This window comes from Pseudomonas sp., assembly GCF_049301935.1.
Lineage (GTDB): Bacteria > Pseudomonadota > Gammaproteobacteria > Pseudomonadales > Pseudomonadaceae > Aquipseudomonas.
This window is the reverse complement of record NZ_JBAQLP010000113.1, coordinates 1-25,966: the sequence shown is the minus strand read 5'-3', so window position 1 is coordinate 25,966 and position 25,966 is coordinate 1. Positions and strand designations below refer to the sequence as shown.

22 protein-coding genes and 1 pseudogene are annotated in these 25,966 nt (G+C 58.8%); 15 read left to right on the top strand and 8 right to left on the bottom strand.

What is annotated here, in order from left to right; all coding sequences use genetic code 11:
- The first annotated feature begins 2 nt into the window (after positions 1-2).
- On the top strand, positions 3-1,064 hold the full coding sequence (locus WA145_RS15225) for an MFS transporter (protein WP_422582375.1): 1,062 nt from the start codon (positions 3-5) through the stop codon (positions 1,062-1,064).
- A 67-nt stretch (positions 1,065-1,131) separates the two neighbouring features.
- On the opposite strand, the pseudogene WA145_RS15220 reads toward WA145_RS15225, so the two are convergent.
- Positions 1,132-1,380, bottom strand: a pseudogene (locus tag WA145_RS15220) (transposase); the annotation flags it as partial.
- Between the two features lie 154 nt (positions 1,381-1,534).
- Between WA145_RS15220 and WA145_RS15215 the strand changes: the two are divergent.
- The gene (locus tag WA145_RS15215; protein WP_422582377.1) at positions 1,535-2,269 is read left to right on the top strand and encodes a DUF6602 domain-containing protein; all 735 of its coding nucleotides are present in this window, start codon (positions 1,535-1,537) and stop codon (positions 2,267-2,269) included.
- A 111-nt stretch (positions 2,270-2,380) separates the two neighbouring features.
- On the opposite strand, the gene WA145_RS15210 is transcribed toward WA145_RS15215, so the two are convergent.
- Positions 2,381-3,493, bottom strand: a complete 1,113-nt coding sequence (locus WA145_RS15210) for a site-specific integrase (RefSeq protein ID WP_232866995.1) — start codon at positions 3,491-3,493, stop codon at positions 2,381-2,383.
- Between the two features lie 78 nt (positions 3,494-3,571).
- On the opposite strand from WA145_RS15210, the gene WA145_RS15205 reads away from it, so the two are divergent.
- The 5 genes from WA145_RS15205 (at position 3,572) to WA145_RS15185 (ending at position 9,811) form a co-directional block, all read left to right on the top strand.
- Complete coding sequence (locus tag WA145_RS15205) at positions 3,572-4,444, top strand: DNA-binding protein (RefSeq protein WP_232866992.1); 873 nt, start codon at positions 3,572-3,574, stop codon at positions 4,442-4,444.
- Between the two features lie 477 nt (positions 4,445-4,921).
- A complete protein-coding gene (locus WA145_RS15200) occupies positions 4,922-5,317 on the top strand; it encodes a hypothetical protein (RefSeq protein WP_422582374.1) in 396 nt (131 codons plus the stop codon).
- The gene (locus WA145_RS15195; RefSeq protein ID WP_422582373.1) at positions 5,271-7,001 is read left to right on the top strand and encodes an ATP-dependent nuclease; all 1,731 of its coding nucleotides are present in this window, start codon (positions 5,271-5,273) and stop codon (positions 6,999-7,001) included. Before WA145_RS15200 ends, WA145_RS15195 begins: the two co-directional genes overlap by 47 nt.
- Positions 6,994-8,415: a UvrD-helicase domain-containing protein gene (locus tag WA145_RS15190; protein WP_232866886.1), complete on the top strand. Its 1,422-nt coding sequence runs from the start codon at positions 6,994-6,996 to the stop codon at positions 8,413-8,415. The genes WA145_RS15195 and WA145_RS15190 overlap by 8 nt, the downstream gene beginning before the upstream one ends.
- Before the next feature lie 58 nt (positions 8,416-8,473).
- Positions 8,474-9,811, top strand: a complete 1,338-nt coding sequence (locus WA145_RS15185) for an RES family NAD+ phosphorylase (RefSeq protein WP_232866883.1) — start codon at positions 8,474-8,476, stop codon at positions 9,809-9,811.
- A 147-nt stretch (positions 9,812-9,958) separates the two neighbouring features.
- Here WA145_RS15185 and WA145_RS15180 read toward each other — a convergent pair whose 3' ends face one another.
- Positions 9,959-10,825 carry a WYL domain-containing protein gene (locus WA145_RS15180; protein WP_232866879.1) on the bottom strand — a complete coding sequence of 289 codons (867 nt, stop codon included), beginning with the start codon at positions 10,823-10,825 and terminating at the stop codon, positions 9,959-9,961.
- Positions 10,826-10,955: 130 nt separating this feature from the next.
- On the opposite strand from WA145_RS15180, the gene WA145_RS15175 reads away from it, so the two are divergent.
- Genes WA145_RS15175 through WA145_RS15160 form a run of 4 tightly spaced genes read left to right on the top strand, consistent with a single transcriptional unit; the run spans position 10,956 to position 16,239 of the window.
- On the top strand, positions 10,956-12,146 hold the full coding sequence (locus WA145_RS15175; RefSeq protein ID WP_232866876.1) for a metallohydrolase: 1,191 nt from the start codon (positions 10,956-10,958) through the stop codon (positions 12,144-12,146).
- On the top strand, positions 12,143-14,383 hold the full coding sequence (locus tag WA145_RS15170) for a Mov34/MPN/PAD-1 family protein (RefSeq protein ID WP_232866871.1): 2,241 nt from the start codon (positions 12,143-12,145) through the stop codon (positions 14,381-14,383). Before WA145_RS15175 ends, WA145_RS15170 begins: the two co-directional genes overlap by 4 nt.
- Positions 14,384-15,442: a ComEC/Rec2 family competence protein gene (locus WA145_RS15165; protein WP_232866868.1), complete on the top strand. Its 1,059-nt coding sequence runs from the start codon at positions 14,384-14,386 to the stop codon at positions 15,440-15,442.
- A complete protein-coding gene (locus tag WA145_RS15160; protein ID WP_232866866.1) occupies positions 15,442-16,239 on the top strand; it encodes a hypothetical protein in 798 nt (265 codons plus the stop codon). Before WA145_RS15165 ends, WA145_RS15160 begins: the two co-directional genes overlap by 1 nt.
- Positions 16,240-16,817: 578 nt before the next feature.
- On the opposite strand, the gene WA145_RS15155 is transcribed toward WA145_RS15160, so the two are convergent.
- From WA145_RS15155 to WA145_RS15145, 3 genes are all read right to left on the bottom strand, one after another.
- Positions 16,818-17,777 carry a DUF4113 domain-containing protein gene (locus tag WA145_RS15155; RefSeq protein ID WP_422582376.1) on the bottom strand — a complete coding sequence of 320 codons (960 nt, stop codon included), beginning with the start codon at positions 17,775-17,777 and terminating at the stop codon, positions 16,818-16,820.
- A gap of 397 nt (positions 17,778-18,174) precedes the next feature.
- Positions 18,175-21,372: an EAL domain-containing protein gene (locus WA145_RS15150; RefSeq protein ID WP_422582372.1), complete on the bottom strand. Its 3,198-nt coding sequence runs from the start codon at positions 21,370-21,372 to the stop codon at positions 18,175-18,177.
- A complete protein-coding gene (locus tag WA145_RS15145; protein ID WP_422582371.1) occupies positions 21,369-22,235 on the bottom strand; it encodes a transporter substrate-binding domain-containing protein in 867 nt (288 codons plus the stop codon). Before WA145_RS15145 ends, WA145_RS15150 begins: the two co-directional genes overlap by 4 nt.
- 428 nt (positions 22,236-22,663) lie before the next feature.
- On the opposite strand from WA145_RS15145, the gene WA145_RS15140 reads away from it, so the two are divergent.
- Both WA145_RS15140 and WA145_RS15135 read left to right on the top strand, forming a co-directional pair.
- On the top strand, positions 22,664-23,596 hold the full coding sequence (locus tag WA145_RS15140; RefSeq protein WP_422582370.1) for a chromate resistance protein ChrB domain-containing protein: 933 nt from the start codon (positions 22,664-22,666) through the stop codon (positions 23,594-23,596).
- A gap of 3 nt (positions 23,597-23,599) precedes the next feature.
- Positions 23,600-23,926: a rhodanese-like domain-containing protein gene (locus WA145_RS15135; protein WP_422582369.1), complete on the top strand. Its 327-nt coding sequence runs from the start codon at positions 23,600-23,602 to the stop codon at positions 23,924-23,926.
- Between the two features lie 106 nt (positions 23,927-24,032).
- Here the strand turns inward: WA145_RS15135 and WA145_RS15130 are convergent, their stop codons facing one another.
- The gene (locus WA145_RS15130) at positions 24,033-24,383 is read right to left on the bottom strand and encodes a DUF3147 family protein (protein ID WP_121369461.1); all 351 of its coding nucleotides are present in this window, start codon (positions 24,381-24,383) and stop codon (positions 24,033-24,035) included.
- 37 nt (positions 24,384-24,420) lie between these two features.
- Positions 24,421-24,708, bottom strand: a complete 288-nt coding sequence (gene mreA / locus WA145_RS15125; protein WP_045733414.1) for a metal-sensing transcriptional repressor MreA — start codon at positions 24,706-24,708, stop codon at positions 24,421-24,423.
- A 117-nt stretch (positions 24,709-24,825) separates the two neighbouring features.
- Between mreA and WA145_RS15120 the strand changes: the two genes are divergently transcribed.
- Complete coding sequence (locus WA145_RS15120; RefSeq protein WP_289240314.1) at positions 24,826-25,185, top strand: hypothetical protein; 360 nt, start codon at positions 24,826-24,828, stop codon at positions 25,183-25,185.
- A 47-nt stretch (positions 25,186-25,232) separates the two neighbouring features.
- Positions 25,233-25,966, top strand: a 734-nt coding sequence (locus WA145_RS15115) for a HupE/UreJ family protein (RefSeq protein ID WP_422582368.1), incomplete at its 3' end; no start/stop codon positions are given.

The window sequence follows — 25,966 nt, the reverse complement described above, 5'->3', positions numbered from 1 at the left end:
TTCTGGTGGGGACGCTGGGCGTTAGCATGCTGACCGTTGGCTTGATTGAGGGCGTAGCAGAAGCGACCGCGCTGATCGTCAAGGTGTTCTCCGGGGCGATCAGTGATTTCATTGGCCGACGCAAAGGGCTCTTGCTGCTCGGCTATGGCCTAGCAGCGCTGACCAAGCCGTTGTTTCCCCTCGCGGCCTCAGCAGAAATGGTCTTTACCGCCCGCATTCTGGATCGGATCGGCAAGGGGATTCGAGGGGCACCGCGCGATGCACTGGTCGCGGATGTGGCCCCGCCGGCCATCCGCGGTGCCTGTTTCGGGTTGCGACAGTCAATGGACACCGTGGGGGCTTTCCTCGGGCCGATCCTAGCGATCCTGCTAATGCTGTGGTTCGCCAACGATATTTCGCTAGTGCTGTGGTTTGCCGTGATCCCGGCGCTTCTAGCGGTAGGTTTTCTCCTGGCCGGCGTGAGTGAGCCGAAGCATGAGGCAGGCCCGCATCACTTCCGCTCGCCCATCCGCCTCAGCTTGCTCAACCAGTTCTCGACGGCCTACTGGTGGGTTGTTGGGATAGGCGCTGTCTTCACCTTGGCGCGCTTCAGCGAGGCGTTCCTGGTGTTGCGTGCCCAGCAGCTGGGTTTTTCCGCTACCTGGGTTCCTGTGGTTATGGTCGTGATGGCGGGGTTCTACATGCTGTCGGCTTACCCTGTAGGGAAGTGGTCTGATCGCATTAGTCGCACAGCGCTGCTGAGTGCCGGGTTGCTGCTGTTGATCTTGGCCGACCTGGTATTGGCTTATGCCGAATCAGTGCCCATGGTGCTGCTGGGAGTTGCCCTGTGGGGCCTGCATATGGGCTTCAGCCAGGGCCTATTGGCGGCCTTGATAGCCGATACCACACCGGCCAATCTCAAAGGTACCGCTTTTGGCCTATTCAATCTCGTGAGCGGCATCGCCCTGTTGTTGGCCAGCGTGGTCGCCGGATGGCTCTGGCAAACCTACGGGGCCGCTGTGACTTTCTACGCCGGCGCGGCGTTTTCGACTGTGGCACTGCTGCTGTTACTGATTCGACGGTGACTGCGGTGGCGCTTTCAGCGGCCATACTCTAATAGCGGACGCTGCGGGTAGGGGCCTCTCCCAAGAGCTACTGTTCATGGTCGGGTGCCAGATTGACCAAGGAGGAGATCCCACCTTGGGCCGAATGCACCCACCCCGCGAGGGCCTCAACATCCTGTTGTAGCGACTCGGCCTCCGACCAGATGCAGGCATTCTCAGTAGGCACTGTCAGTGGCGCGCCCTCTACAAGGGTTAGGGCCATCGCATGAAGCTTCAGCAGCTCATCACGGACAGCCACAACTCCACCTAGCTCAGCCAGACATGCATCCAGTCGGTCAGGGTAGGCTGTTCTTTCCACCGATGCCATTGAAAACATCCCCCAAGCAAGGCAAAAGCATCAGCATAGACGGCTAGGCAGACGTTGGATGATCAGCAAGCCATGGTCTCTAGAATAACCTTTTAAATCATAGTCTTACAGAACGAATGTCCTAATTTTTGCCTTATCTCGGCATAACCCCTACATCACCCGGCACAACCCGACCACTGGCGCACTGGCCGAAGCGGTGCTTCGCCAGTTCCTCAAAGACCACCTGCCGGGGGCGGTCAGTGTGGAGCAGGGCTTCATCATCGACAGCGCGGGCGGTTTATCCAAGCAGTGCGACATTCTGATTTACGACTCGCACCGGTATGCCCCGTTCTATCGAGTAGAGGGGGTGGTTGTGGTACCGGCGGAGGCGGTGATTGCCATTATCGAAGTAAAAACCTCGATCAACCGGGCCGGATTTCATGAGGTGATTCGCTATTTCCAGAGTTTCCAAAACCTGCGACTGGCGGCGAGGACATACTTGTTCATGTTCAACGCTCCGACGTTGGGGACTGTCAGCAGGCACTTTCACTCATTTCGCCACCCAGGCAGCTATCAGGAGTTCGATCATGATACTTTCCAGTTCCTACCGGACGAAATCACCGGCCTAGACCATTCCTACCATTTGCATAGAGACATGGTTATCCACGACCGCGATGCCATGGGCTATCTCTCGTATTTCTACGAGGATCACGAAGGTACCGCGATCAACGCGCTGGAGCGCTTCTTCCTCTCTGTGTATGCCTGCGTCGAACGCCACCTGAGCAGTAGCCTGCCCGCGGGCGTGTTGGTGCCGCGAGTGTCCTATCACAACAGCACTCCCAGCAAAACCATTTTCGCCATCGACTTGTTCCCCATGTAACCTCAGGTATGCGCTGCACTTGCCTACATCGATCAGTAGCGCAACCGCTTTAGTATTCCGCGCTCGTCATGGTTGAGGCGCAGAAGGCGCTCGCCCCTTTGACCCGCCTGCTTATTCTGGTGCGGGTTCGCTCGCACCCGGTGTCGGTCCGAGGAGTTTACTGGCCTGACTGTCAAGCAGGGCACCCGCCTGGAAGTAGCCCATCACCGTGCTCACACTGCGGTGCTCGGTCATTGCCATCACCTCACCGAGCGGCACGCCCTGGCGTCCTGCCTCGGTGACGAAGCCTGAGCGCAGACTGTGCGCTGCCCAGTCCCCGTCAAGACCTGCCATCGCTGCGCGGCGTTTGACTATCCGTGCGACCTGGTCGCCGGACAGGCCGTGCGGTGCAACCCGGCCACCTCTGTACAGGCGGCGAAACAGCGGGCCGCGGCTCGCCGGTGCTGCTTCCAGCCAGGCGCTTAGTGCCTGCGCCGCCGGCCCCTGCAGCGGTTTTTCCCGGCGTACGCCGCCAGTGTCGGTCTTGGTCGCCCCGAGTGTGTAGAACCAGGTGTTGGCATCCAGCCGGCGCAGGTCTTCGATCTGCAGGCCGATCACTTCCGAGCGCCGCCGGCCACCGCCACTCCATGCCAGGAGGAGGAGGGCGCGGTCACGCAGGCCGCGGACGCCATCGGTACAGGTGGCGAGTAGCGCTTGAAGCGGCTCGAGGATGATGGCGGTCTTCTTGCGTACCGACACGCCTTGACGCGACTGGGCTTTACGCGCTTCGCGCAGCAGGGCCTTCAGTGCCGGTGCTTCGGTCGGACTGTCCCAGTTATTAAGCCGGTGCCATTTGCCGAGTACCGCCAAGCGGTGGCTGACGGTGTTGTAGGCCAGCGCCCCGGGTTTGGCTTTGACCTTTGCCGTGATAAGTGCAGCGTCGATGCTCGGCGGCAAAAGGTGCACCCATTCGCCCTCGGCCGTCGGGCGTGCCAGGTGGTCAACCACAAACTGTACCGCCACCGTGGAGGGCAGGGCCGCATCACCCAGCGCCTGGCCGTAGCGCAGCTGCAACCAGGCGGACCAGTAGGCGAGGGCGCTGCGGTAGCTGCGCACGGTGTTGGCTGCGGTACCAGCGGCGATGAACGCCGCTGCCGCTTCCTGGGCGTTGATCGCCAGAAAATGCAGATCCAACGGCGTTTCGCTAACCAGCGGCAACTTATCTGTAATATTTAATACGTTCAACGTATTATATTTCCAATATTAAAAAAATAAGATCGGATAATCTTTCATTATCAGACCTAATATAGCCGGAGGTGACCCGTGGCGATAGGCGTACCCGAAACTGACGTATTCGCTGCTGCAGACGCTGTGCTTGCCCGAGGGGAGCGACCTACTGTTGAGCGAGTTCGGCAGGAGCTAGGTCGCGGTAGCCCGGCGCGAGTGGGAGGGCTGCTCGATCAATGGTGGGCGCGGTTGGCTGAACGGCTGAATGGCGAGACCCGCCTGCCGGCGCTGCCGAGCGAGGTGTCGCAGGCCTTTGTCGCCATCTGGCAGCAGGCGACACACCTGGCCCAGGGTGCCGCTGAACAAGCGCTGGCTGAGCAACGCCAGGTGGTGGCCGCCGAGCGCGAGCAGCTCGCGGCGCTTGAAGACCAAGCCCGCCAGGATGCCGCCCAGTACCGTCAGCTGGCGGCCGAGGCGGTGACCGGCCGCAAGGCGGCGGAGACGCGCCTGGCCGATCTAGAGTTGCTGTTGGCCCAGCGCGTGGCACAGATTGAGGACTTGCGCCAACAGCGTGAAGAGCTAGTGCGCGAACGAGGCGAGGCGCACCTGCACGGCCAAGGACTGCAGCAGCAAGTGCAGGATCTGGCGCTCAAGCTCGAACAGGACCGGGTTGACCACGCGACCTACGTGCGCGGCGTTGAGGAGCGGGCCTACCGCGAGATCGACCGTGCCCGCGAGGAGAGCAAGAGCCGCGCTGTGCAGCTTAAGGCAGCAAGTCGGCAACTGGACGACCTGCAACGCCGCCTGGAGGCGCTGCACAGCGGGCTGAGCGAAGCGCAGCAACAGGCGGCAGCACAGCAGGCGCGGGCCGACACCCTGGCCCAGCAATTGTTGCAGCGACCTGCTGGGGCGGGGGTAAAGCCCAAGATGCGCAAACGCACCACCTCGGCCTCTAAGCGCTCAAGCTGAGTAGGCGAGGGCGGCGGCATCGTCTGCAACCGAAAACTCAGCGCCCTGCGCAATTTAAAATACTGAGCACATTCGATGCATCTCTGGGTGCCAGGCTGCATCGGCCCCTCCATTGCGAGGGCTTTTTGTTGGCGAGCCGATTACACGACCAGGCAACACGCAGGAATAATCAAAGCCTGGGTTGCAGCAAGTCGTAGTTTCGTGAGCGATGGACCGGAATTTGGTGAGCGCTGCTGACCTGAAATGCCACCGATATGTGACGAACGCTCCGATTTTCGTGGACTCCATGGCCATTGGAGCATGCAAAACGTCCGAAAATCGCTGAAATCAGGGCACCGGAATTAGCTGAGCGCTTAAACAACACTCTCGCCGCAGCTGGCCAGGCGCTCGACAACAAGCCCGCAGAAATCGTGGCTGCCCCCGTGCCGGCATTGCAGAAGGTCCGGCCGCTCTTCTATCACCTCAGCGAGGGGACGGATGCCGACGCCAGCCAGCGGCTCCTCGACCTCCAGTATTCTCCCAACACATGAGCAACTGGTCCAGGCGCGGGAGAACCAAATACTGGCCGTGGTCATCGACGGCCGCCATCGCCATGGACGCATGAGCCTTCTCGGCTTCTATGCCTGGAATCAGGAGCGGGTCGTCATCGATGGCAAGGACTACACTCTTGACTTTACCGAACCCAGAGATGACCCGCTGGCAGGACCGTCTCTGGCCGCGGCCACGGCTCTGCTAACAGAAGGTCTCGCCAACTTGCCAAACCTGGCTACCAAGGCACCGGAGCCCAACACCATGGGCATAGGACATGACATCAAAGGAGGGGGCCGTGGTACGAATTCGCAAGGTCGATATCCAGAACTTCAGATCCATTAGAGTGCTGACCTGGCTGCCATCGCCAGGCTTGAATTGCCTGATTGGTTCAGGGGACAGCGGCAAAAGCACGATTCTGGATGCTATCGACATCTGCCTAGGTGCCCGGAGAAACGTATCGTTCGGGGACACTGACTTCCATCGACTGGATGTCACGCAACCCATTCAAATCACTTTGACGCTTGGGGCGCTGCCCGATGCATTGAAAGACCTGGATGCTTACGGGCATTACCTGCGCGCTTACGACCCAGCGACAGGCATGGAGGAAGAAGAACCACGGCAAGGTGCAGAGACTGTCTTGGTCCTTCGGCTCACCGTGCATAGTGACCTGGAGCCGGCCTGGACACTGGTCTCGGCTCGAGCGCAGGCACTGGGCCTGGAGCGCAACATCGCCTGGAAGGAGCGTGTAGCCCTGGCACCTGCCAGGCTGGGCACCTATGCCAGCTCCAATCTGTCGTGGAATCGCAGCTCCGTCCTCAATCGGCTGTCGGAGGAGCGTCCGGAACTGACGGCTGAACTGGCCCGGGCCGCGCGCGAAGCAAGGCTCAACTTTGGCGACCAAGCTGGCGCGCAGTTGGGCAATACGTTGCAGACCGTGACCCGAACGGCGACGAACCTGGGTGTTCCTGTTGGCGGAGCGGTCCAGGCGCTGCTCGATGCCCAGGCGGTTTCCATCGGCGATGGCGCGATTTCCTTGCATGACGCTTCGGGGGTGCCTTTGCGTGCCCTGGGTACCGGTTCATCCCGGTTGCTGGTGGCCGGTCTGCAACGCGAAGCCGCGCAACGCGCGTCTATCGTGCTGGTCGATGAGGTGGAGTACGGCCTTGAGCCTCACCGGCTCACTCGGCTGCTGAATTCGCTTGGAGCAAAGGACAACCCTGCGCCGCTGCAGGTGTTCATGACGACGCATTCCCCGGTGGCGGTGCGCGAGCTCAGCGGCAACCAGATTTTCGTGGTCCGAAAAGCCCTCGATGAAGTGACCAGCGTCCTGCCCGTGGGTGTGGCCGACGACGTGCAGAGCACGGTCCGCGCCGACCCGGAGGCATTCTTGGCGCGCAACATCATTGTGTGCGAAGGGGCGAGCGAGGTTGGCTTTATCCGCGGCCTGGACCACTTCTGGACCTCCCTCAACGGCCGTTCGATGCTGGCGGCGGGCACAGCCTATGTGAACGTTGGCGGTGGTGAACCCGATCGGTGCTTCGTCCGTGGTCTGGCCCTTCAGCGCCTAGGGTACCGAGTGCTAGTCCTCGTCGACGCAGACAAGCCTCCAACTGATGCGGTCGTCCATGCCTATGCAGCGGCCGGAGGGGAAACCATCACCTGGCGATTGGGGCGGGCCCTGGAGGACGAACTGTTCCTCAGCTTGCCCGATCCCGCCATCGACGCCCTGCTTCAGAGAGCGGTTGAACTGGTCGACGAGGATTTGGTAGCCGCCCACATCCAATCGCATTCGCAAGGGGCCATCACGCTCGCTGGCATTCGCGCGCAGCGCCTTGCTGGCACTCCGTACACAGCGGAAGTGCGCCAAGCCCTCGGCTTGACCTCTCGACATCGCAAGAACGGCTGGTTCAAGTCCGTCACCAAATTCGAAGACGTGGCCAGGGATATCGTTGGCCCCCATCTTCCCGCCGTGGAAGCCGGCTTTGCTGCGCTGGTCAATCAGTTGTACGGGTGGGCTCATGCCTGAGCATGACTTGCTGGCCGTCCGCCTAGGGGCCGTTACGGCACCTGCAGGCTGTGGCAAAACACAGATCATCGCCGACACCCTGACCCAGCATGCGGGCCGCAAACCGGTGCTCATCCTCACGCACACCAATGCCGGGGTAACCACGTTGCGTCTGCGAATGCAGCGCGGAAATGTTCCGTCATCGGCGTACCGCATCGCCACGCTCGATGGATTTGCCATGCGCTTGGTGAGCTTCTTCCCGGCGCGCAGCGGCCTACCGGTTGCTACCCTGGAGTTGAGAAACCCCGGTGCCGACTATCCCGCTATCCGCCTGGCAGCGCTCCGTCTGGTGCAAGGCGGGCACCTCAGTGAGACGCTGGCGGCCACGTACGCCCACCTTATCGTTGACGAGTACCAGGACTGCAACCTGGTGCAGCACTCCTTGGTCACGGCGCTGGCTACCGTGTTGCCGACCTGCGTGCTTGGCGATCCGATGCAGGCCATCTTCGGCTTTGGCGGCAACCAGCTGGTCGACTGGAATGCGCATGTGCTGCAGCAGTTTCCTCCGATCGGCGAGCTCAACCGACCCTGGCGATGGATTAACGCCGGGACGCCGCAATTCGGCCAATGGCTGTTGGACTGCCGGCACGTCCTCCAAGCAGGCGGTAGTGTCGACCTGCGGCACGCGCCGCCCGAGGTCACATGGGTTCAACTGCAGCCCGCCACTGCCGACCGCCAGCGCCTGGCCGCGGCGTTGACGCGTTCGGTGACCCCGGAGGGCCAGGTCTTGGTTATCGGCGACAGCCGCAATCCCCGAGGACGTCGACAGATGGCCAGCCAAACCCCAGGGGCCACTGCGGTCGAGCCCGTGGATCTTGCAGACCTCACCAATTTTGCCCTCACGTTCACCCTGGAGGCGCCCGATGCCGTCACGCGACTGGTCCAGTTTGCTGCCGAAACGATGACGCAGGTCGTGGTCTCCGCCCTCTTGCCGAGATTGGACAGCCTGCGTAGGGGCACCGCACGTACGTTGCCGACACCCGTCGAGGCAGCGCTCGTGACTTTCGCGGCCACGCCTACGTACCCACTGGCCGCAGATGCGCTGCGTGCCTTGGCGCGTCAGGACAATGCACGGGTGTATCGTCCCGACGTTCTGTATGGCTGTTTGCGGGCTTTGCAGATGGCCGCCGGGGGAAACTGCACCTTCTCCGCCGCCACCGTTCGCGAGCGGGAGCGCAATCGCCACGAGAGTCGGCAGCTGTCTCGCCGCGCGGTTGGCAGCACCCTGCTGCTCAAAGGCCTGGAAGCCGAGGTGGCCGTAATCCCTTCCCCTGAAAACATGGATCCCCGGCATCTCTACGTCGCCCTGACGCGCGGGTCTTCCCGTCTCGTCGTGTGCTCGGCAACGCCAGAGTTGTTGCCACAGCGGAGATGAGCGAAAGCGAGATCCGTTCATGTGATGCCTTCATGGGCAATACACGAGCGCCCGAAGCATGCCCTCCGCATCCGGAGCGGCCAAGAAAAACGAGGCTCAGGAAGTACCTATGATTTGCGTTGATTGCGTAACACCGGCTCAGCTCAAGAAGTTGTTCGACACGCACGGGGAGGCGGGTGACTGTAAGTACTGCGGCCGTCATGGGCACGCGATGGAGTCGAAGCAGCTGTTCGACTACGTTTACGGGCGCGTTGCTGAAAATGTTGCAGTTAAGGACGACTTGTCCCACTACGAGCTCGGCATGCTTTATCACTGCGGGTCGGATTTCATCTCCATTTCGGATATTGATATGGTCCTCATGGAGTGGTTTGAGCTCGGTAACGAACCCTACTTTGCAGATCTGTGTGAAGGAGTTCCCCCAGAATTCAGGACGGACGATGCCGGCGACGAAACGCATTTCTACTGCGACGACGGCACGTTGGAGCAGAACATCTACGAGGCGCGCTGGGAAACGTTCGTTGAGGATGTCCATTTCAAGCACCGCTTCTTCAATACTGGAGCCGACCAGTTCCTCGATTCCGTCTTTTCGTTGCTGGTGACCGACGGCAACCACCTGAAGCCGGAGGTGGTTCGGAGCATCGCCCATGGCGAACGGCTCTACCGTGCGCGCCATGCCCAGAACCAAAAGCAGGTGGAGGGAATCATCGGCAACCCCGCAGGTCAGTTCGGATTGACGCCAAGACACCTGGCCAGCAGCCAACGGATGACCCCGAATGGTATCTCCGCCTTGTACTGCGCATTGGAGCGAGAGACCTGCTTGAGCGAAATCCGATCCATCACCGGCGACCATGTGGTCAGTGCCGCTTTGACACCCATTGGCGAGCTGAAGCTTCTGGACCTCACTGTGCTGGGCCGTGTGGTGTCTCCGGCACTCACGTTGCTAGACAAGGGATTCCGCGAGTCATTGCATCGGAAAGTGTTCCTGGGCTCGTTGGTCAAGAAGATGTCTCGACCCAAGACACGTAATGACGAGTTGAGCTATCTGTCGACGCAGGTGGTCTTCGAATACCTGCGGCTGCGCTTCGGCAAGCAGGTGGATGGCCTGGTATTCCCCTCCGTTCAAACGGGCGAGGCGGGTACCAACGTGGTTTTCTTCCCTGAAGCCAGCCAACTCTCCTATGTGCCTCCGGCCGATGCTGACCCAGCGGATCCTGTGCCAGTGGCCGTGCCACCGGAAAACCTATATGGGCCGCCGGCCAAACTGGCCGTCGTGGCTGGCTCCATCCGGTTCCATAAGGTCACTGCAATTGAAACCAGAGCCAAGGAGTATGGCCATATCTATGATCTGTTCATGAGTGACTTGAACCGCAAGCGCCTGGGGCCCCACTTCGAATGAGTGAGGCGATGGTGGTGGAAGGATGTGATATCTATCTGGAGGGGAGAAGACTTGGTCAAGCCCATCAGGTAGATGATGATTGCGAAGATCATCCATTCACTTTTAGCCGGGCCCTTCGCTTGCGTTCTGCTATCAAGCATCTGGCGGTTACTCCCTTCTAGGCAAATGTTCTTCGATACGAAGCATGACGATCTGCTGCTTCTCATCAACAGGGGCACCAGGTTTGTCGTTCAGGTTAAAGCGCCGATTAAGGTAATAGAGTTGCGGTTTGCGCGCTCGGATCTTGGTTTCCCCATCCACCATTTGGTAATCGTGCTCGATCGCTCTGCGCTTGTTGGGTGGGTAGGTGGGGTTGGGCCCAATCACTACGTCTATGTAGGTCTCCCACTCGGTGTCTTTGGGTACCGGTGAGGGTGGGGTAAGAGAGTTCACTACTGAGGCAATTCGTCCCAGAACGAAATCCTTGAAGATCTGCGATTTGAAGCAGAAGGCTCGGATATGCCATCGGAAGCCATCGTGTGCGAAAGATGCTGGATAGATAGTTCGCAACGTTGGTTCGTCGAAATGAGTCATCGAGCGATAGTCAACGGTAAGCGCTTCGCCCTTCTGAAGAGCTCTGATCAGGTTGATGAGAATTTGCGCATCTACCTGGCGGGTAGGCGACGGCAGGCTTGCTGCAGGCGGCACCCACCCGATGAAGCTATCGCTAGCGGCAACGGTACCAATTTCCCGCCACAGCATTTCGTTGAGATAGTGGCTGCTATCCGGGCTAGTCAGTACGGGCGAAAATGCTGAGGCCGCCACGTACGTCTTTTGTGTGCGGTCGTAGACCATGTTGCCTGGTGCCAGTTCTTGATAGGTCGCGAGGTCGAGCGAGGCCTGAGGAACCGATATTCGGAAGAAGTTCGTCAAATCAGAACGATTGAGCCGCCCCTCCCAGAACAGCCTGAAATCAATGAATTCTAGGCGCCGCTCTTGCCCCCAGCGCCCGGTGCGGGCAGTCGGATTAGTCATGTGCATTCAGCCGAACGAGAGATGGGCATAAAAAATATTCGCATAAAATATAGACGGGTAGTTTTTCTATACGTATCTTAACCGACGTGAAGGTTTTCTCAAGCTCGCACTGCGGCCCGGGGAGGGACTTATGGCGGCGAAGATCACGTTTTTTCAAGTCGGCAATGGTGACATGACTCTCGTGCGGCTCGCTGACACGCGTGTCACGACCATCCTCATTGACAGCAATATTCGCGTAGCGGCCGATGACCCGGACGACGAAACCCCTGACGTTGTGAGTGCACTTCGCAAGCGGTTGCTGAAAGATCAGAATCTGCGTCCTTATGTGGATGCATTTCTTCTGAGTCATCCGGACCAGGATCACTGCCGTGGGCTGGTCAAGAATTTCTGGCTCGGCGATCCCGCAGACTATCCAGACGATAATCTGGCTCAGGATGACAAGCGCATCCTGATTCGTGAGCTCTGGTCGTCTCCGCTGATCTTCCGGCGCCGATCGTCCAGCCACAAACTGTGTGACGACGCGGCAGCTTTCGACAGGGAGGCTCGCCGGCGAGTTAAGTACTGGCAGACGTATCGAAGCGCGGGAAGTGGAAACCGCATTCTCATTATGGGCGAGGATATCAACGGTAAGACGGATAACCTCAGCCCCATCGTCATCAAATCCGGCGAAAAATTCAGCCGCATTGATGGTGAGGACTACCCTGCATATTTCAGAGCGCACCTGCTGGCTCCTGCGCCGCATGACGATGACTCCGCTCTTGAAGAGCAACTCAGCAAGAACGAGTCCAGCGTTGTCATGAACATTGAAATCTCCCCATCGGCATATTCGAGTACCAAAACTCGGTTTTTGGTGGGCGGCGACGCGGCGGTGCTCATCTGGGAGCGCATGTGGGAACGCTTCGAGAAAACACCTGAAACGCTTGAGTACGACTTGCTGCTCGCGCCACACCATTGCTCCTGGCGCACCCTGTCCTATGACAGCTGGTCGGAGAAGCGTGAAAAAGCCGAGCTCAACGAGGGCGCGCGCAATGCCCTCGGCCAAGCTCGCAACGGCGCTACCATCGTTGCTAGCAGTAAAGCGATTCTTGATGATGACATTGATCCGCCGAACATTCGTGCGAAGCGGGAGTACAAGGACATCCTGGATGACGTGGATGGCTGGTTTGGCTGCACCGGGGATCTCAAAGACGAGGCTGTTCTGGAGTTCACCGTGGAGCCGAACGGCAAGGTCAAGCGTCTCGCTGTCGCTGCTGCACTGGCCGGGGGCACAACAACGTCGGTTGCGGCCGCCGTAGCGCCCCGGGCCGGTCGCGGAAAATGATCGAGTACTTCGTACTGGGCGAAGTGGTAGAGCCGTCTCGGGAGCATGAGCTATACCCCGGGACGGCTGCGCTGCTGAAAGCTTGTCATGCCAGCTCTTACATTGAGGTTCGCGAGCTGCGCTGTGACGAATCGGAAAAGTCTCGTACTGAGTACATCATTATCGATGTGGGCGATGGCACCGTCGATGCTGGCAATCCTGCCGGGATTCGTCGCCAAGAACGCCTGGCTATCGGTATCAATCCCCAGTACCGCGTCCCTATTTTGACTCATGCGCTACGCAAGGATTTTCCGGCGCTTTCACACCAGCATCCAAGAGCGCCAGGAGGCCCTCGGATGCTGTGCTTGTATGATTCCGACTGGGCGGCAGTGCAGATAAGCTGGACGCCACAGCGCTTCATCGCGCGGATCCTCTGGTGGCTCCGAGAGTCAGCACAGCTGAAGCTGCACCGAGAGGATCAGCCGCTGGAGCAACTTTTCTATATGAGCCCTTGTCAGCTGATACTGCCTGCCAATTACGCTGACTATGCGGCGACGGGCGGACAAGCTCTCACCTTTGTAAGGGTGGGGGAAGGCCGGCCGCTCATCCTACGCGCCATACCTTTCATTGCATCCGCTCAATCTAAAGCTATACGGGTCGTATCCATCGCTGTCCCAGCGGTGGACTCAACCACCGTGGTCGAGTTGCCAGACACGCTGGGTGCACTGCAGGACCAGCTGGCGGCGTGGGGCAGTGACCTGTCAAAGCCACTCTACGACAGCGTGTTCGAAGCCATCGCTGAGGGCGTTTCACCCTCAGAGGGGGGCGGTGAAGGCCTGCTGATCCTGATATGGGTTCCTCGCACACGGCAGGGCGAAGCCGAACGGTTCGACGTCTTGGGATTCATGATGACGTCCTCGTTGTTCGAACTTGCTAAGGCTTTCGACATGCTAGGCCCATCAGATGCAAACGGTCGTTGTTTGCGCATAGCCCTTGTGGGTGGACAAATAGGGACTGATTGGCGATTTCTGGAGCCAGTACCTGTAGAAGTACGTTCGGCACTCACAGCCAATATGGCGCGAGATTTGTCAGCAGTGGCGACGGAGAATGCTCAGTTCGAAGGCGTCTTGGCCGGTGTAGGTGCACTTGGCAGTGCATTGGCAGATATCTGGATTCGCCAGGGGTGGGGACACTGGACATTCATCGACCCTGACCGACTGATGCCACACAACTTAAGTCGGCACGTAGCGTTTGACTATGGCATTGGCCAAGAGAAAGTCGATGTCATGCAAGATCATGCAGCGCGCATCTACCCCAACGAACCACTACCAGGTGCCATCGCAAAAAGCATCCTGTCACAGGACGAGGATGTGCTCAACGCACTGTCACAAGCCCAACTAGTTGTAGATGTAACTACTACCCTGCAGGCACCCCGAGAGTTAGCGCGCACGGCTGATGCCCCCCGTACGGCGAGTCTCTTCCTGACACCGTCGGGGCTTTCAAGCGTGATGATTCTCGAGGATCAGGCTCGACAGCAGCGTGTCGACGGAATGGAGGGCCAATATTATCGGGCGGTCCTCAACAATGAATGGGGCCAGGGGCACTTAGCAAATCATCTCGGTGATCGCTGGGTCGGTGGGGGCTGTCGGGACATTTCGGTGCGCATATCCGATGAGTGCATCCACGTTCATGCCGGCATTCTTTCGCGTCAGCTACGCCAGTCAGTGGCAAAACCTAACGCGCGCCTCTGCGTCTGGGCCTATGACGAGCAGTCGGGGGCGATCGCCTCTCATGAGGTTTCCTTGTCCGAGGTTTTCACAACGACCTCTAACAGTTGGACCATCAAATACGATGCAGCCCTTGTGGATAAACTCAAACAAGCACGTCTCGCTGCATTTCCCAATGAAATTGGTGGTTCCATCGTAGGGATTACCGATTTGAAGGCTAGGACTCTCGTCATTGTCGATGTGCTGCCCACACCGCCCGACAGTCAATCCAGTACCAGTCACTTCATCCGGGGTGAGGAGGGGCAACAGGAGGCGCTCGAAGAGGTGCACGATAGAACTGCCCGGGTAGTCGACTACCTAGGCGAGTGGCATTCACATCCAAATGGCGTTCCAGCACGGCCAAGTCAGGATGACGAGATCCTACTGAATACTATTCATCGCAAGATGAGTGTTGAGGGACTGCCAGCATTGATGGTCATTGTCGCCAGCAACGAAGTGTCATTCATTGTTCGCTGCGAGGAAGCAGTATAAATGAACTATGAGGTCGATTTCTTGCCCGTGGGAGAGGGCTCGGGTGACGCAATCGTTATCCGCTACGGTGACGACGTTAACGGCTATTGCCTCCACGTAGTCGATGGGGGCCGAACTGCAACGGCTGAAACCATCATTACGCACATCAATGCGTTTTATTCAGGATATTACATCAATCACATGGTGCTTTCGCACGCTGATGATGACCATGCGACTGGACTTATTGGTGTGATGGAGAATATCGAGGTTAAAAATCTTTGGATGAACAGGCCGTGGCTGTATGCCGATCAGATTCTTCATCACTTCCATGGCAACTTCACCCTGCAAGGGTTGATCGACAACATCAAGGAGAGGCACCCGTATCTGGTGGAGCTGGAGAGGCTTGCCATCGAAAAGGGGATTCACATCCACGATGTGTTTCAAGGTGCGCAAATCGGGGCGTTTACCGTGCTTGCGCCAACGAGAGAACGGTATGTCAACTCGATCCCCGATTTTGGGAAGACACCCAACAAGTACACCGCTGAAGCAGTAGATACACAAGAGTTCGGCTTGCTGCGATTTTTAGTCGAAGGCGCAAAGAGGGTGCTGGAAAACTGGGATATCGAAACGCTCGCTAGTAACACCGAGACGTCCGCGTCCAATGAAAGTTGCGTCGTGCAGTACGCCGTATTCGAAGGCAAGGGTGTCCTGCTTACCGCTGACGTTGGTCCCATCGGATTGGCGGAGGCAGCCGACTATGGGGCTCAGCTTGGTCTCAACAGGCCCAGGTTCGTGCAAGTGCCCCACCATGGAAGCAGGCATAACGTTACGCCTTCAGTTTTGGACATGTGGCTTGGCCCCAAGCAACCACAAGGCACAGTGGTCGGTACCGCTATTTGCTCGGTTGGGTCAAATAAGCAGGAATACCCGCGAGCACAGGTGAAGAACGCTTTCATGCGAAGGGGCTTCAAGGTTTATTCCACCCGCACGAAGTGGGTTTCCCACTACAAGGGCTCTGGTCATCCCAATGCGGTTCCGGCGGTTGCGGAAGAGTTTGCAAACGAAGTGGAGAATCTCTGATGGATATTTTTAAGTTCTTCGACGCGTATTCTATTCGCGCAAGGCTATTTCCAGCGATTATTGCAGCGGCACCAGCACTCGCTGCTCTGACGCTCTTGATCTCGTGGGAGACGTTCGGACTTTCGAATTTTATTGCGTCGCTGGGGCTACTCGTCATGCTGTTTGCTATCGCGGATTTTTCGCGTGCTCGCGGCCGCAAAATCGAATCCAAAATATACGAAGAGCAAGGTGGTATTCCATCAATCACCATGTTTCGCCGGAACGACCAGAGCATTGATGGAAGCTCAAAAGAGCGATATCGAGAATTTCTCGCTGGCAAGCTGAATGTGGTGGTGCCCAGTTCTGAAGAAGAGCGCGAAAATCAAGACGCTGCAGATGTTTTTTACGGTCAATGCGGTGTCTGGCTTCGCCAAAATACTCGTAACACGAATACCTTTCCGATCCTATTCGGAGAGAACGTTACATATGGTTTTCGCCGAAACCTGCTCGGCGTCAAGAATTTTGCATTGCTGCTTAATGCCTTAGTTGTAGCAATTTGCACGCTTATCCTTTGGCGTATGTCATGGGAAATGAGCGCCCCGCTGGGAAGCAAAACTACAGTAGTTTTAATTGTAGCGGCGGCACACGCTGCCTACATGATCCTGGCGGTAAATCGCAATGCTGTCTGTGACGCTTCGCGGGCTTATGGCCGAGAGCTCATTCTTAGCTGCGAGTCTTTCCTAGCACAGTCGAAGATCCCTGCTCGGAAGACGTCCGCACGCAAGAGCGTATCAAAGACAGAGAGCACGCCCCCGTAGCCTGGACAACCGTAATCAAAGAGTTCTATCTGGCACAGACTGCTGATCAGAATTCGATACACATAAATTATCATGTGCCGTGAACCGCGCCGAAAGAGCCAACCTGAGTGGTTGTTTCTCTCGCCTCTGCCCTGGTGGAGACCTATACGGCTTTCTGAATCACCTATCAACGCTCCTCGAAAGCACTGTGACCTTACAACCTTTGTCGGTATTTGAGCAGCCTGGCGGTTTGCCGCTGTGGGGCGGCTGGCAAACAGTGGCTAGCTACGAGCCGCCGGGCTCCCACGCCGTGGAGATTCGCTGCGTACGCACGCAAAGCACATGCACGAGGCTTATTGGTACGTGTCGACAAAGTGATTGGGAAGTGATGTTGAGCGGCGACGCCCAGGGTCTACGCCATCTTAGCGCAGCGGGCATTAGCACTGATTACTGAATTGGTACGACTTCCTTAGCGATCTCCACGCTTCACAAGAAGGCGCAAACCACAGCCTGCGTGCAAATAGAGCATTTTCACCTGCCAAAACTCGAGCGATCCAGGCGAACTGACTTTTTCAAAAAAAGGCCGAAAGCCGCCCATGTTAGCCCCGGACCTCAATTACTTCCTGCCAGCGCGTGGTGTAACAGGGGCTCAGCATCTCCCTCCGCGTACCCCAGACTGGTGTCACCGGTACCCGCCCTAGACGGACAGTGCCGCGGCCCTCCCGTTTGTTGATCGCGTCCACCACTGTCATCAGCCTGTCGGCACCAAGCCGCAGCGAGGGCGCGAACAAGTCTGGTGTCACCTCGCCGCGTTGGCTCAGATCCATCAGCAAAATGCTGCACTTCGAATAGCGGTAACCAGGCCGATGGATCTGCTCGAGCCCTCGCTGGGCAAGCGCCAAGATCTCGCGGGTATCGTCGGTAGGGGTTAGGAGGGCAAGGGTTATCGCATTGGCATAGCGCGGCCCTTCCAGGTCTGCCAGCTGTGTCTGCAGGCCCACCTGGATAGTGCTGCACAGTGAGCCCTGGCCACGCAGTTTCTCCGCGGCTCTGCTCACATAGGTGGCTAGCGCCTCGCGGATCGGCGGCAGCTCTGTTTGGCGTACCCCAAACATTTTGCTCGTACAAATGGCTTGCTTCGGAGGAGGCCCTTGGTTGTAACCGATGCAGCTGATGCCTCGCAGTTCCCGAACGGTGCGCTCCATGGTCACGCCGAACGTTCTACGCAAGGTGCCGATATCGAATTGAGCCAGTTCCCAGGCGGTCGAGATGTTCAGTGCCGACAGTTTGGCCGCTGAGCGATGGCCAATCCCCCACACCTCGCTCACCGGAGTAAGACGCAGCAGCTTTTCCTGCCTCACTGGATCGGTGAGATCCAGCACACCACCGGTTCCTTTCCACTTCTTCGCCGCCCAGTTCGCCAATTTGGCCAGGGTCTTGGTCGTACTGATGCCCACTGCGACTGGCATACCCACGTCACGCGCCAGACGCGCACGGATGCGACGTCCGAGGGCTTCCACATCCGCGACACCGGTCATGTCGCCCCAGGCTTCATCGATGTAAAGGAAAGAAGAACAGCCATGGACATGACTTCAGCTCAGACATTCCGCTACTCAATCTCTGATGTCGGATGTCCATAGAAAGAACCTCTTTTCCAGGAAATTGGGGCTTGAAGTCCATACCTGCGCAATTGCACCCATTTGACCAGTCAATTGCATTGGTACTGACCACCGCGTGCATCCGACTTGGCCAGTGGGCAGCAGAGACGCAACAGGCAGAAACCGGCCAGGAGCGGCCAGTCACCTCTATAAATAAATCTCCTTACCCAAGTCGTCAGGCGGGGAGCGACTTGCCCTCCCTACCCGGTTTAGCGCGAGCGCCTTGGCGCAAAACCAGAACTTATAAGGGCCTGGAAAAATACGGCGCATGCTTAACAACACCGTATGCAGCCTCCAGTTAGAGCAGTTCAGTACGCCTTGAATTGTCGCAAACTGGAAGGAAATGCGCGGCAAACTCCCTGGCAGGCAGGGGCTTGCTGCACAAGTAGCCTTGCCAGAAATCGCAGCCGCTCTCGGCCAGAAAACGCCGCTGCTCCTCCCTTTCAACGCCTTCGGCCAGTACGTTCAAACCGAAGTTCTTGGCCATCGCGATGATGGTGATCGCCAGTTGCACATCCGTGGCATCGTGGGGGATGTCGTTGATGAAGCTGCGGTCGATTTTCAGTTTGTTCACGGGAAAGCGCTTGAGATAGGCCAACGAAGAGTAGCCGGTACCGAAGTCGTCGATCGCCAGACCTACACCGAGGCTCTTCAGGTCGTGCAGGAAGTGTTCGGCCTGTGACCCATACGCCATCAGGCCGGACTCCGTGACCTCCAGCTCCAGGCATGCCGGAGGAAATCCGGTTTCTTCGAGAATCCTTTGCAGTTGTTCCTTGACTCGGCCGCCGTGGATCTCCATGGAGGAAAGGTTGACCGCGATGATGCCGGGCGTACGCCCCTCATCGAGCCATTGGCGACCCTGCCGGCAAGCCTCGCGCTGAACCCACTCGCCAAGCTGGACGATAAGGCCGGTTTCTTCCATCAGGGGAATAAATTCGGCCGGGCCCACCGGGCAGTCGGCATCGGGGTGCATGCGCACCAAGGCCTCCGCGCCGATGATGCTGCCATCCGCGCAGGAAACCAGGGGCTGGTAGTGCAATTCAAATAACCCCAGCCGCAGGGCACGCCGCAGTCGCGCCTCCAGCGTCAGCCGCGAGCTGGCAGCAGTTGTCAGGTGATGGGCATAGCTGCGCCAGTGTTTGCGCCCCGAACGCTTTGCGTCATTCAGCGCGGCTTCCGCATTGCGCAGCAATTCGGCGGCATTCGCACCGTCATCGGGGAAGAGTGCGAAACCTATGCTGAACTGGGCGAACAGCTCGCCTGTGCTGGCCAGCTGCAAAGGCTCGCTGAACGCATCGATAAGCTGTTGCGCGATAATCCCGGCCGCTGCGCTGTCGGCCACATTATCGACGACGGCGACGAACACATCGCCGCCCTGGCGGCCGAGGATGCTATTCGGTCCGAGCTCGCGAGACAGCCGCTCCGCCGCCACACAAAGCAGCTCATCGCCAACCGCATGGCCAAGACCGTCGTTGACGGTATGGAAGTCATCGAAATCGATGACCAGCACCGCGACGCCGGCGTTGGCTTGATGGGCTTGCGCCACAGCCTGTTCGAGGCGCAACCAGATCAGGGTCCGGTTGGGCAACCCGGTGAGCGGGTCGAGATAGGTCAGCGCATCGAGTCGCTCTTCGGCCTGTTTCACCCGGGTCAGATCGGTCATCACGTAGACATAGTGGGCGGCCTTGCCCTCGGCATCGGGAACACTGCCGATCGACATGAAGTGCGGCAGTGGCATTCCGTTCTTGCTCTGGCTCATGACCTCGCCTTGCCAGCAGCCGGCGTGCGCGAGCGTGTTCATCATGTCGATGAACAGGGCTTCGGGATAACCCCCAGAGTGGAGCAGGCGCGGGGAACGGCCGACGGCTTCCGCAGCGCTGTATCCGGTCTGCTCGCTGAACGCGCGATTGACCATGACGATGTGCCCGCCGAGATCGGTGATCAGCACCGCGTCCCGCGAGCTCTCCAGCGCCGCGGCCAGGAGTGCGAGATGGGCCTGCTGCGCGGCATGCTGCTGGTCGATCTCGAAGCGCGTGAGCGCGAGTGAGACTTCGTCCCGAATCTCTTCGAAGAGTGCCTGCTCGTCGGCGCGTTCCAGATCGAGCCTTGGGCTGGCGAGATGCAGCACCCCCGTCAGGCGCTGCCCGCGGCGTAACGGGATGCCGACCCAGGCCTCCATGCCGGCCGCCGTCAGCGCCTCTATCCATGGCGGAACGCTGACCAAGCGCTGCAGATGGGACAGAGATACCACCTTGTTGTTCTGCCATGCCTCCACCACCTCGCCGCTATAGGTCGATGCCAAGGCTGTCGTTGGTCCCGGGTCTTCGGGTTGCTGCGGCTCAGACTCCAAAGCCTGGAACAATTCAATGTGCGCGTCATGAAAGTGTCCCTGTTCCCGTGCACAGGTGCAGATCCGCTCGAACAGCTCATCCTGGGTCGTGCTGTGGACGATGGCCTGACTGACCTGGCTGAGAAATCCGTATAACCGCGACAGATCCCGCACGCGTTGTTCGCTGGCGTGGCGCGCGGTGACGTCCCAGGTCAACCAGATGACCGTGTCGGTGTCCCCGACCGGGGCAATGCGCGCCTCGAAATAGCGCTCTTGGCCATCGATCGGCAGGTAATACTCATAATTGCTGGTGCGCCGGCTGGCGAGGGTTGTCGCGATGACCTGTAGGCACCCGCTGGCCACGCCTTGCGGGAGCATGTCGGTGATCTGCCGGCCGATAATCTGCTCTGTCGGCATGGCAAACCCGCCCGTACCGATGCCATAGGCTTCGAGGTAATGCCCGCTGGCATCGAGTAGAAACGAGCGCTCCGGAATGCCCGAAGCGAAAGCGCGCAGGTGCGACTCGTTGATAGCCAGTTCGGCGAAGGCCTGGGCGCGGCCTTGTTCGATACGCGCCAGAATATGCAGCAGCAGCAGGGCCAAGCCGCCTGTCAGGGCAATGTTGAGGGCTGCGAGCCAGCGCTGCTGCCCGTGCCTTGCTGCAATCTCGTGAAGAATGACGCTTTCCAGCTTGGACGCGGCGACATCGACCTGGCGATAATGTACGCGCAAGGCGAGCGCGGAAGTCGGTGAGGGGCTGGCAAGACGATCGCGCAATGCCTGTGACATCGTCTCCAGGGCCCGCACGTATACCTCGACCGCCTGGACAATCTCAGCCGGCGGACGCTGGTTGATGGTGAGGCCGGCAAGGTACCCCCTGCCGGCGGCCAGCTCTCGGCTTGTCGCCAGGGCACGTTCCAGGCTGGCGATCACCAGCTCTGCGGTCACTGCGGGGTCGCCATTGAGGACCCGTTCGAGGTGCACTTCGGCCACGGTCGCCGCCCGCCTCGATTCAGACAGCTGATCGAGGGGCAGCAGCCCTTGCCGCGATATCTGGTCCCAGCGAAAGCTCGAGTACACCATCAGCGCCATGACTGCAGTGACGAAGAGCGCCAAGGCGACGAGGACTGGTACGGTATTGACGGCGCGTGCTGTGCTTCTGTTCATCGCTCCGACTCCTCCATTGCCCGCGGCAAGTCGTTGGCGACAAACCCGAACTTTTCCACCAACTGGAGATGCTCGGCACTGCCGATGAAGGAAGCCAGCACCTGATCCACCTGCTCTTGGAGGCGGGAGTCTTGCCGACGGAAGGCAAAGGCCGGGGCGCCTGGCGTCTGCTCCGCTTGTGCCGCAACCAGCTCGAATGCCTCGGCGCCATTCCTGTCGATGAGGTAGCGCAGCGACACGGCCGACAAGAGCAGGCCGTCGGCCTGCCCTGCACGAATGGCCGCCACCGCGCTCACCTCATCGGGAAAGGCTTTGACCCGGCGCTCGGGAACTCCGGCAGCATGTGCTTGTTGTTGCTCAATCGAGCCGTCGATAACGGTAAGACGAGCCCCTGGCTGGCTGGAAAAATCTGTCAGCGAAAGAAGATTGAGTGGGTTGCCGCGCCGAACCAGGAGGCCGGGACGAATGAGCGCAGTCGGGCGGCTGAACAGGACACGCTCGCGACGCTCCGCAGTGACGAACATGCCGGCCGCGATGATGTCGATCCGGCCGCTTTCAAGCTCTCGGATGAGACTGCCGAAATCGCCGTGCAACCAGACCACGCGCTCCAACCCCAGGGTACGCAGCACGTGACGCAACACCTCCGGTGCCTCCCCGGTGACGTCGCCATCGGCATCGAGCATGACGAAGGGTGCTTCGAGGGCATAGCCGACTCGCAGCGGCAAGCCGTGCTGGTAACGGGTCAGTGCGTCTTCGCCACCGATCTCCAGAACGCTGACCGCCAATACGCTCGTCAGTAGAACCAGGAAGATGGCTGCTACGAGGTATGGCCGCTTCAGGAAAAAAATGCTTCCTTGCCCCATTCGCTACAAAGCCTCCCGGCCGATGCCTATCTTCATTGCCCTCGTTCCCTGTTGGGAATGGCGCGTTTCACAGGTGAAAGGATAGCCACTACAGCACTATGCCTATAAAAAATATCGAATAAGCCGACTGGCAGGGGCATGTGTCGTATTTTGCGGGGGCAGGTGTCGCATCGGTTCGGCTACTGTCGACCGAGTCGGTGCTGGGCGCGCAACTGGTACTGGCTGGTCATCCAGAGAAACAATTGGGACCACGATATTCATAATTCTAAGCATCTGCCTTGGGCGCGAAGCTGCCGCTGCTAACCGGCAGAAACCGGCCAAAAGCGGCCAGTCGTAACGGGTAATCGTCGGCCAACTATTTAGTACTTCACAATCATCCAGAGCAAGAATAGAGTAGAGTTTATTACCTAATAGGTATTTTACTCTACATGAATAATTGGTTATCCCTGATCATCGCCTTGCCGACCGCTAACGCCACAGAGCGTATGCGTGCCTGGCGTGCCCTCAAGAGCAGTGGCGCTGCGGTACTGCGCGATGGGGTCTATTTGCTGCCCGACACTCCCGCCTGCCGAGAAGCATTGGAGGCTGTTGAGCGCGACATCCTGGGTAGCAATGGCACAGCCTTTCTGCTGCCAATCAATGATCCGCAAGGCGAGCGTTTTATCGAGCTATTCGACCGTAGCGAGGACTACGCCAAGCTGCGCGTCGATATCGAGGCGTGCCAGGCTCAGCTGACTTCGGATAGCGCCCTCACCAGCACCAAGCAGGTACGCAAGCTGCGCAAGGCGTTTGCGCAGGTGGCGGCCATCGATTTCTTCCCTGCGGCGGCGCGGCAGCAGACCGACACGGCGCTCAAAACCCTGGAGACGGCCATCAGCCGGGCGCTGTCGCAGGATGAGCCGAGCAGCCACGATCAGCCTATCGAACAGCTGAATCTTCGCGACTACCAAGGCCGCCTCTGGGCTACGCGCAAGCGGCCCTGGGTCGACCGCCTGGCCAGCGCCTGGCTGATTCGGCGCTGCATTGATCCGAGCGCCCGCATTCTCTGGCTGGACACGCCAAGTGATTGCCCTACGGAGGCGTTGGGTTTCGATTTCGACGGTGCGACCTTCAGCCATGTCGGCAGTCGCGTCACCTTCGAAACCCTGCAATCCAGCTTTACGCTGGCCGAGCCAGGCCTAAGCCGCATCGCGGCTCTGGTGCATTACCTGGATGTCGGTGGCGTTCAACCCGCCGAGGCGGTCGGCATCGAGCGTGTATTGGCCGGGCTGCGCGAAACCATCCTCAATGACGACCACCTGCTAACGGCTGCTGTGCTTTGGCCGGACTGGTGGTACACCTGCTGCAAAACTGAGAGGTAGAAGATGAGCAGAATCTCGATATGCGAACTGGCGGAATGGCAGGCAGCAGATCGGGCGTTCACTTTGCTGGATGTGCGCCGTACGAGCGTGCGGCTTGCCGATGCCACAGAAATAGACGGTGCACACTGGCGTGATCCTGAGGATGTCTTCACCTGGAAAGATCAGGTTGCACGGGACAGGCCTGTGATTGTCTATTGCGCCAAAGGGCATGAAATCAGCCAAGGCATCGCCGCTACCCTGGAGGCCATGGGCCTGGATGCGCGCTACTTGATCGATGGCTTTGCTGGCTGGCACGGCGCTGGCCGCCCCACCCGGAGTTTATCCCGGTAGGCAGGAGGTGCTGCATAAAATGGATCACCCGCGAGCGCCCGAGAATCGACCGAGTCACATGCCCTTTAACGTTTACGCAGACAATGGGCGATGTACTTACTTGGCCTCATAGCAGTTCGATGCCAAAACGGCGGACGCATAAGGCAAACAAACCGAAACAAGCTGCGGTAGCGACGATGTAGATCAGCAGAGCTGGCCAGAAGCCGAAGCGGGTCAGAAGCATGGGAAACGCGAGTAGCGTCGGCAAGGTGGGCAACACGTACCAGAAGGTGTACCACGCATGGTTAGCGATCTTTTCTGCTGGCTGGTTTTCAACGTTTAGCCAGATAAGCGTCAGTACGGTGATCAGGGGCAACGCCGCAATAAGGCCCCCAAATTTGTCACTACGCTTCGCGATTTCCGAGACCACAACGACCACGATTGCTGTCAGGAAATATTTGCTGATAACCCAAGCCATCTTGCATCTCCTGAACGCTATTGTGGATGCCTTTTACTTAGAGGTACTTGGTAATTTGCTTGAAGTCTTCGAGTGATGCGCGCTCGCCTATCGCAAGTGCTTCGACCGTATGTTCCAGGCAGTGGTCGATATGGTCTTGGATAAGAACACGCTTGGCCTGGCAGACGGCTTTTTCCACGGCATGTAGCTGCTGAGCGATGTCGACGCAGGCCCGGCTGTCTTCGATCATGGTGACGATGCTGCGCAGGTGGCCCTCCGCACGCTTCAACCTTTTGATGATGTCGCCATGACTTTGGTGCTGGTGGCCGTGTTCGTGATCGCTCATGCCTTGAGTCTCGTGCGTCGATGAATTACGCTCGCATGCTATCCCCCCTGGGGGGATATGGTCAAACCAACCACCCCTCCAGAAAACCACCCGCTTAGGCATCGAAAGAACCACAACATGCTCAGCAATCCCATCAGCACCAAGGTGATTTTTTCCCTTGCTCTCGCCATATTGATGGCTTGGGCTGGACATACCTCTGCGCTGTTTATGGGATCGAGCCAGCCTTCCTTGAGTGGCAATGACGGTGCTCATTCGCATGCGCATGGTGACGAGACGCTGGCCTGTGCTGCCTACGGGGATCACTGCCACTCGCCGCTGACCGCCGACCATCTGCATGAAACACCGCACCTGACCGCGCTGCTGAGCATCAGCACGCTGCCAGAACGTACGCAGCCGATACCAGCCCCTCGCTACTCCATTCCTCCAAGTCCGATCTTCCTGATCGAGCGGCCACCGCGCGCCACATTCGTGCTCTGACACAGGCCGCTGTGCGGCCCAAGACCCCTTTAATTTAGGACTCAACCATGCATTCGCCATCTATGGGCGCAATGGACGCATCTGTCGTGCGCCCGAATCGCTCGTTACTACTGTTGCTGCTGTTCACGGCATTGCTGTTTCTCGGCATGCCTGACGCTCTGGCCCACGCTGTCGCCGAGGGCGACAAGGGCTTTATCCAGGAAAGCTCCGGGGTGATGGTGCTGCCGTTCATCTACATGGGCGCAAAGCACATGATCACCGGCTATGACCACCTGCTGTTCCTCTTTGGGGTGATCTTCTTTCTCTACCGCCTGAAGGACGTGGGGCTCTACGTCACGCTGTTCGCCGTGGGCCACACCGTGACGCTGCTGTTGGGCGTACTGGCGGAAATCAACATCAGCTCCTATGTGATCGACGCCATCATCGGTTTCTCGGTGGTGTACAAGGCGCTGGATAATCTGGGCGCATTCCAGCGCTGGTTCGGCCACCAGCCGAACACCAAAGCGGCCACGCTGATTTTTGGCCTGCTGCATGGCTTCGGTCTGGCGACCAAGATTCAGGAGTACGAGATCTCGGCAGACGGCCTGATCACCAACCTGATTGCATTTAATGTCGGCGTCGAAATCGGCCAGCTCCTGGCCTTGAGCGCCATCCTGATTGTCATGGGCTACTGGCGACGCACCGCCAGCTTCTGGCGCCATGCCTACACCGCCAACGTCGCCATGATGAGCGCCGGTTTCCTCTTGATGGGTTACCAGCTCACCGGCCTGATCGTCTCTCA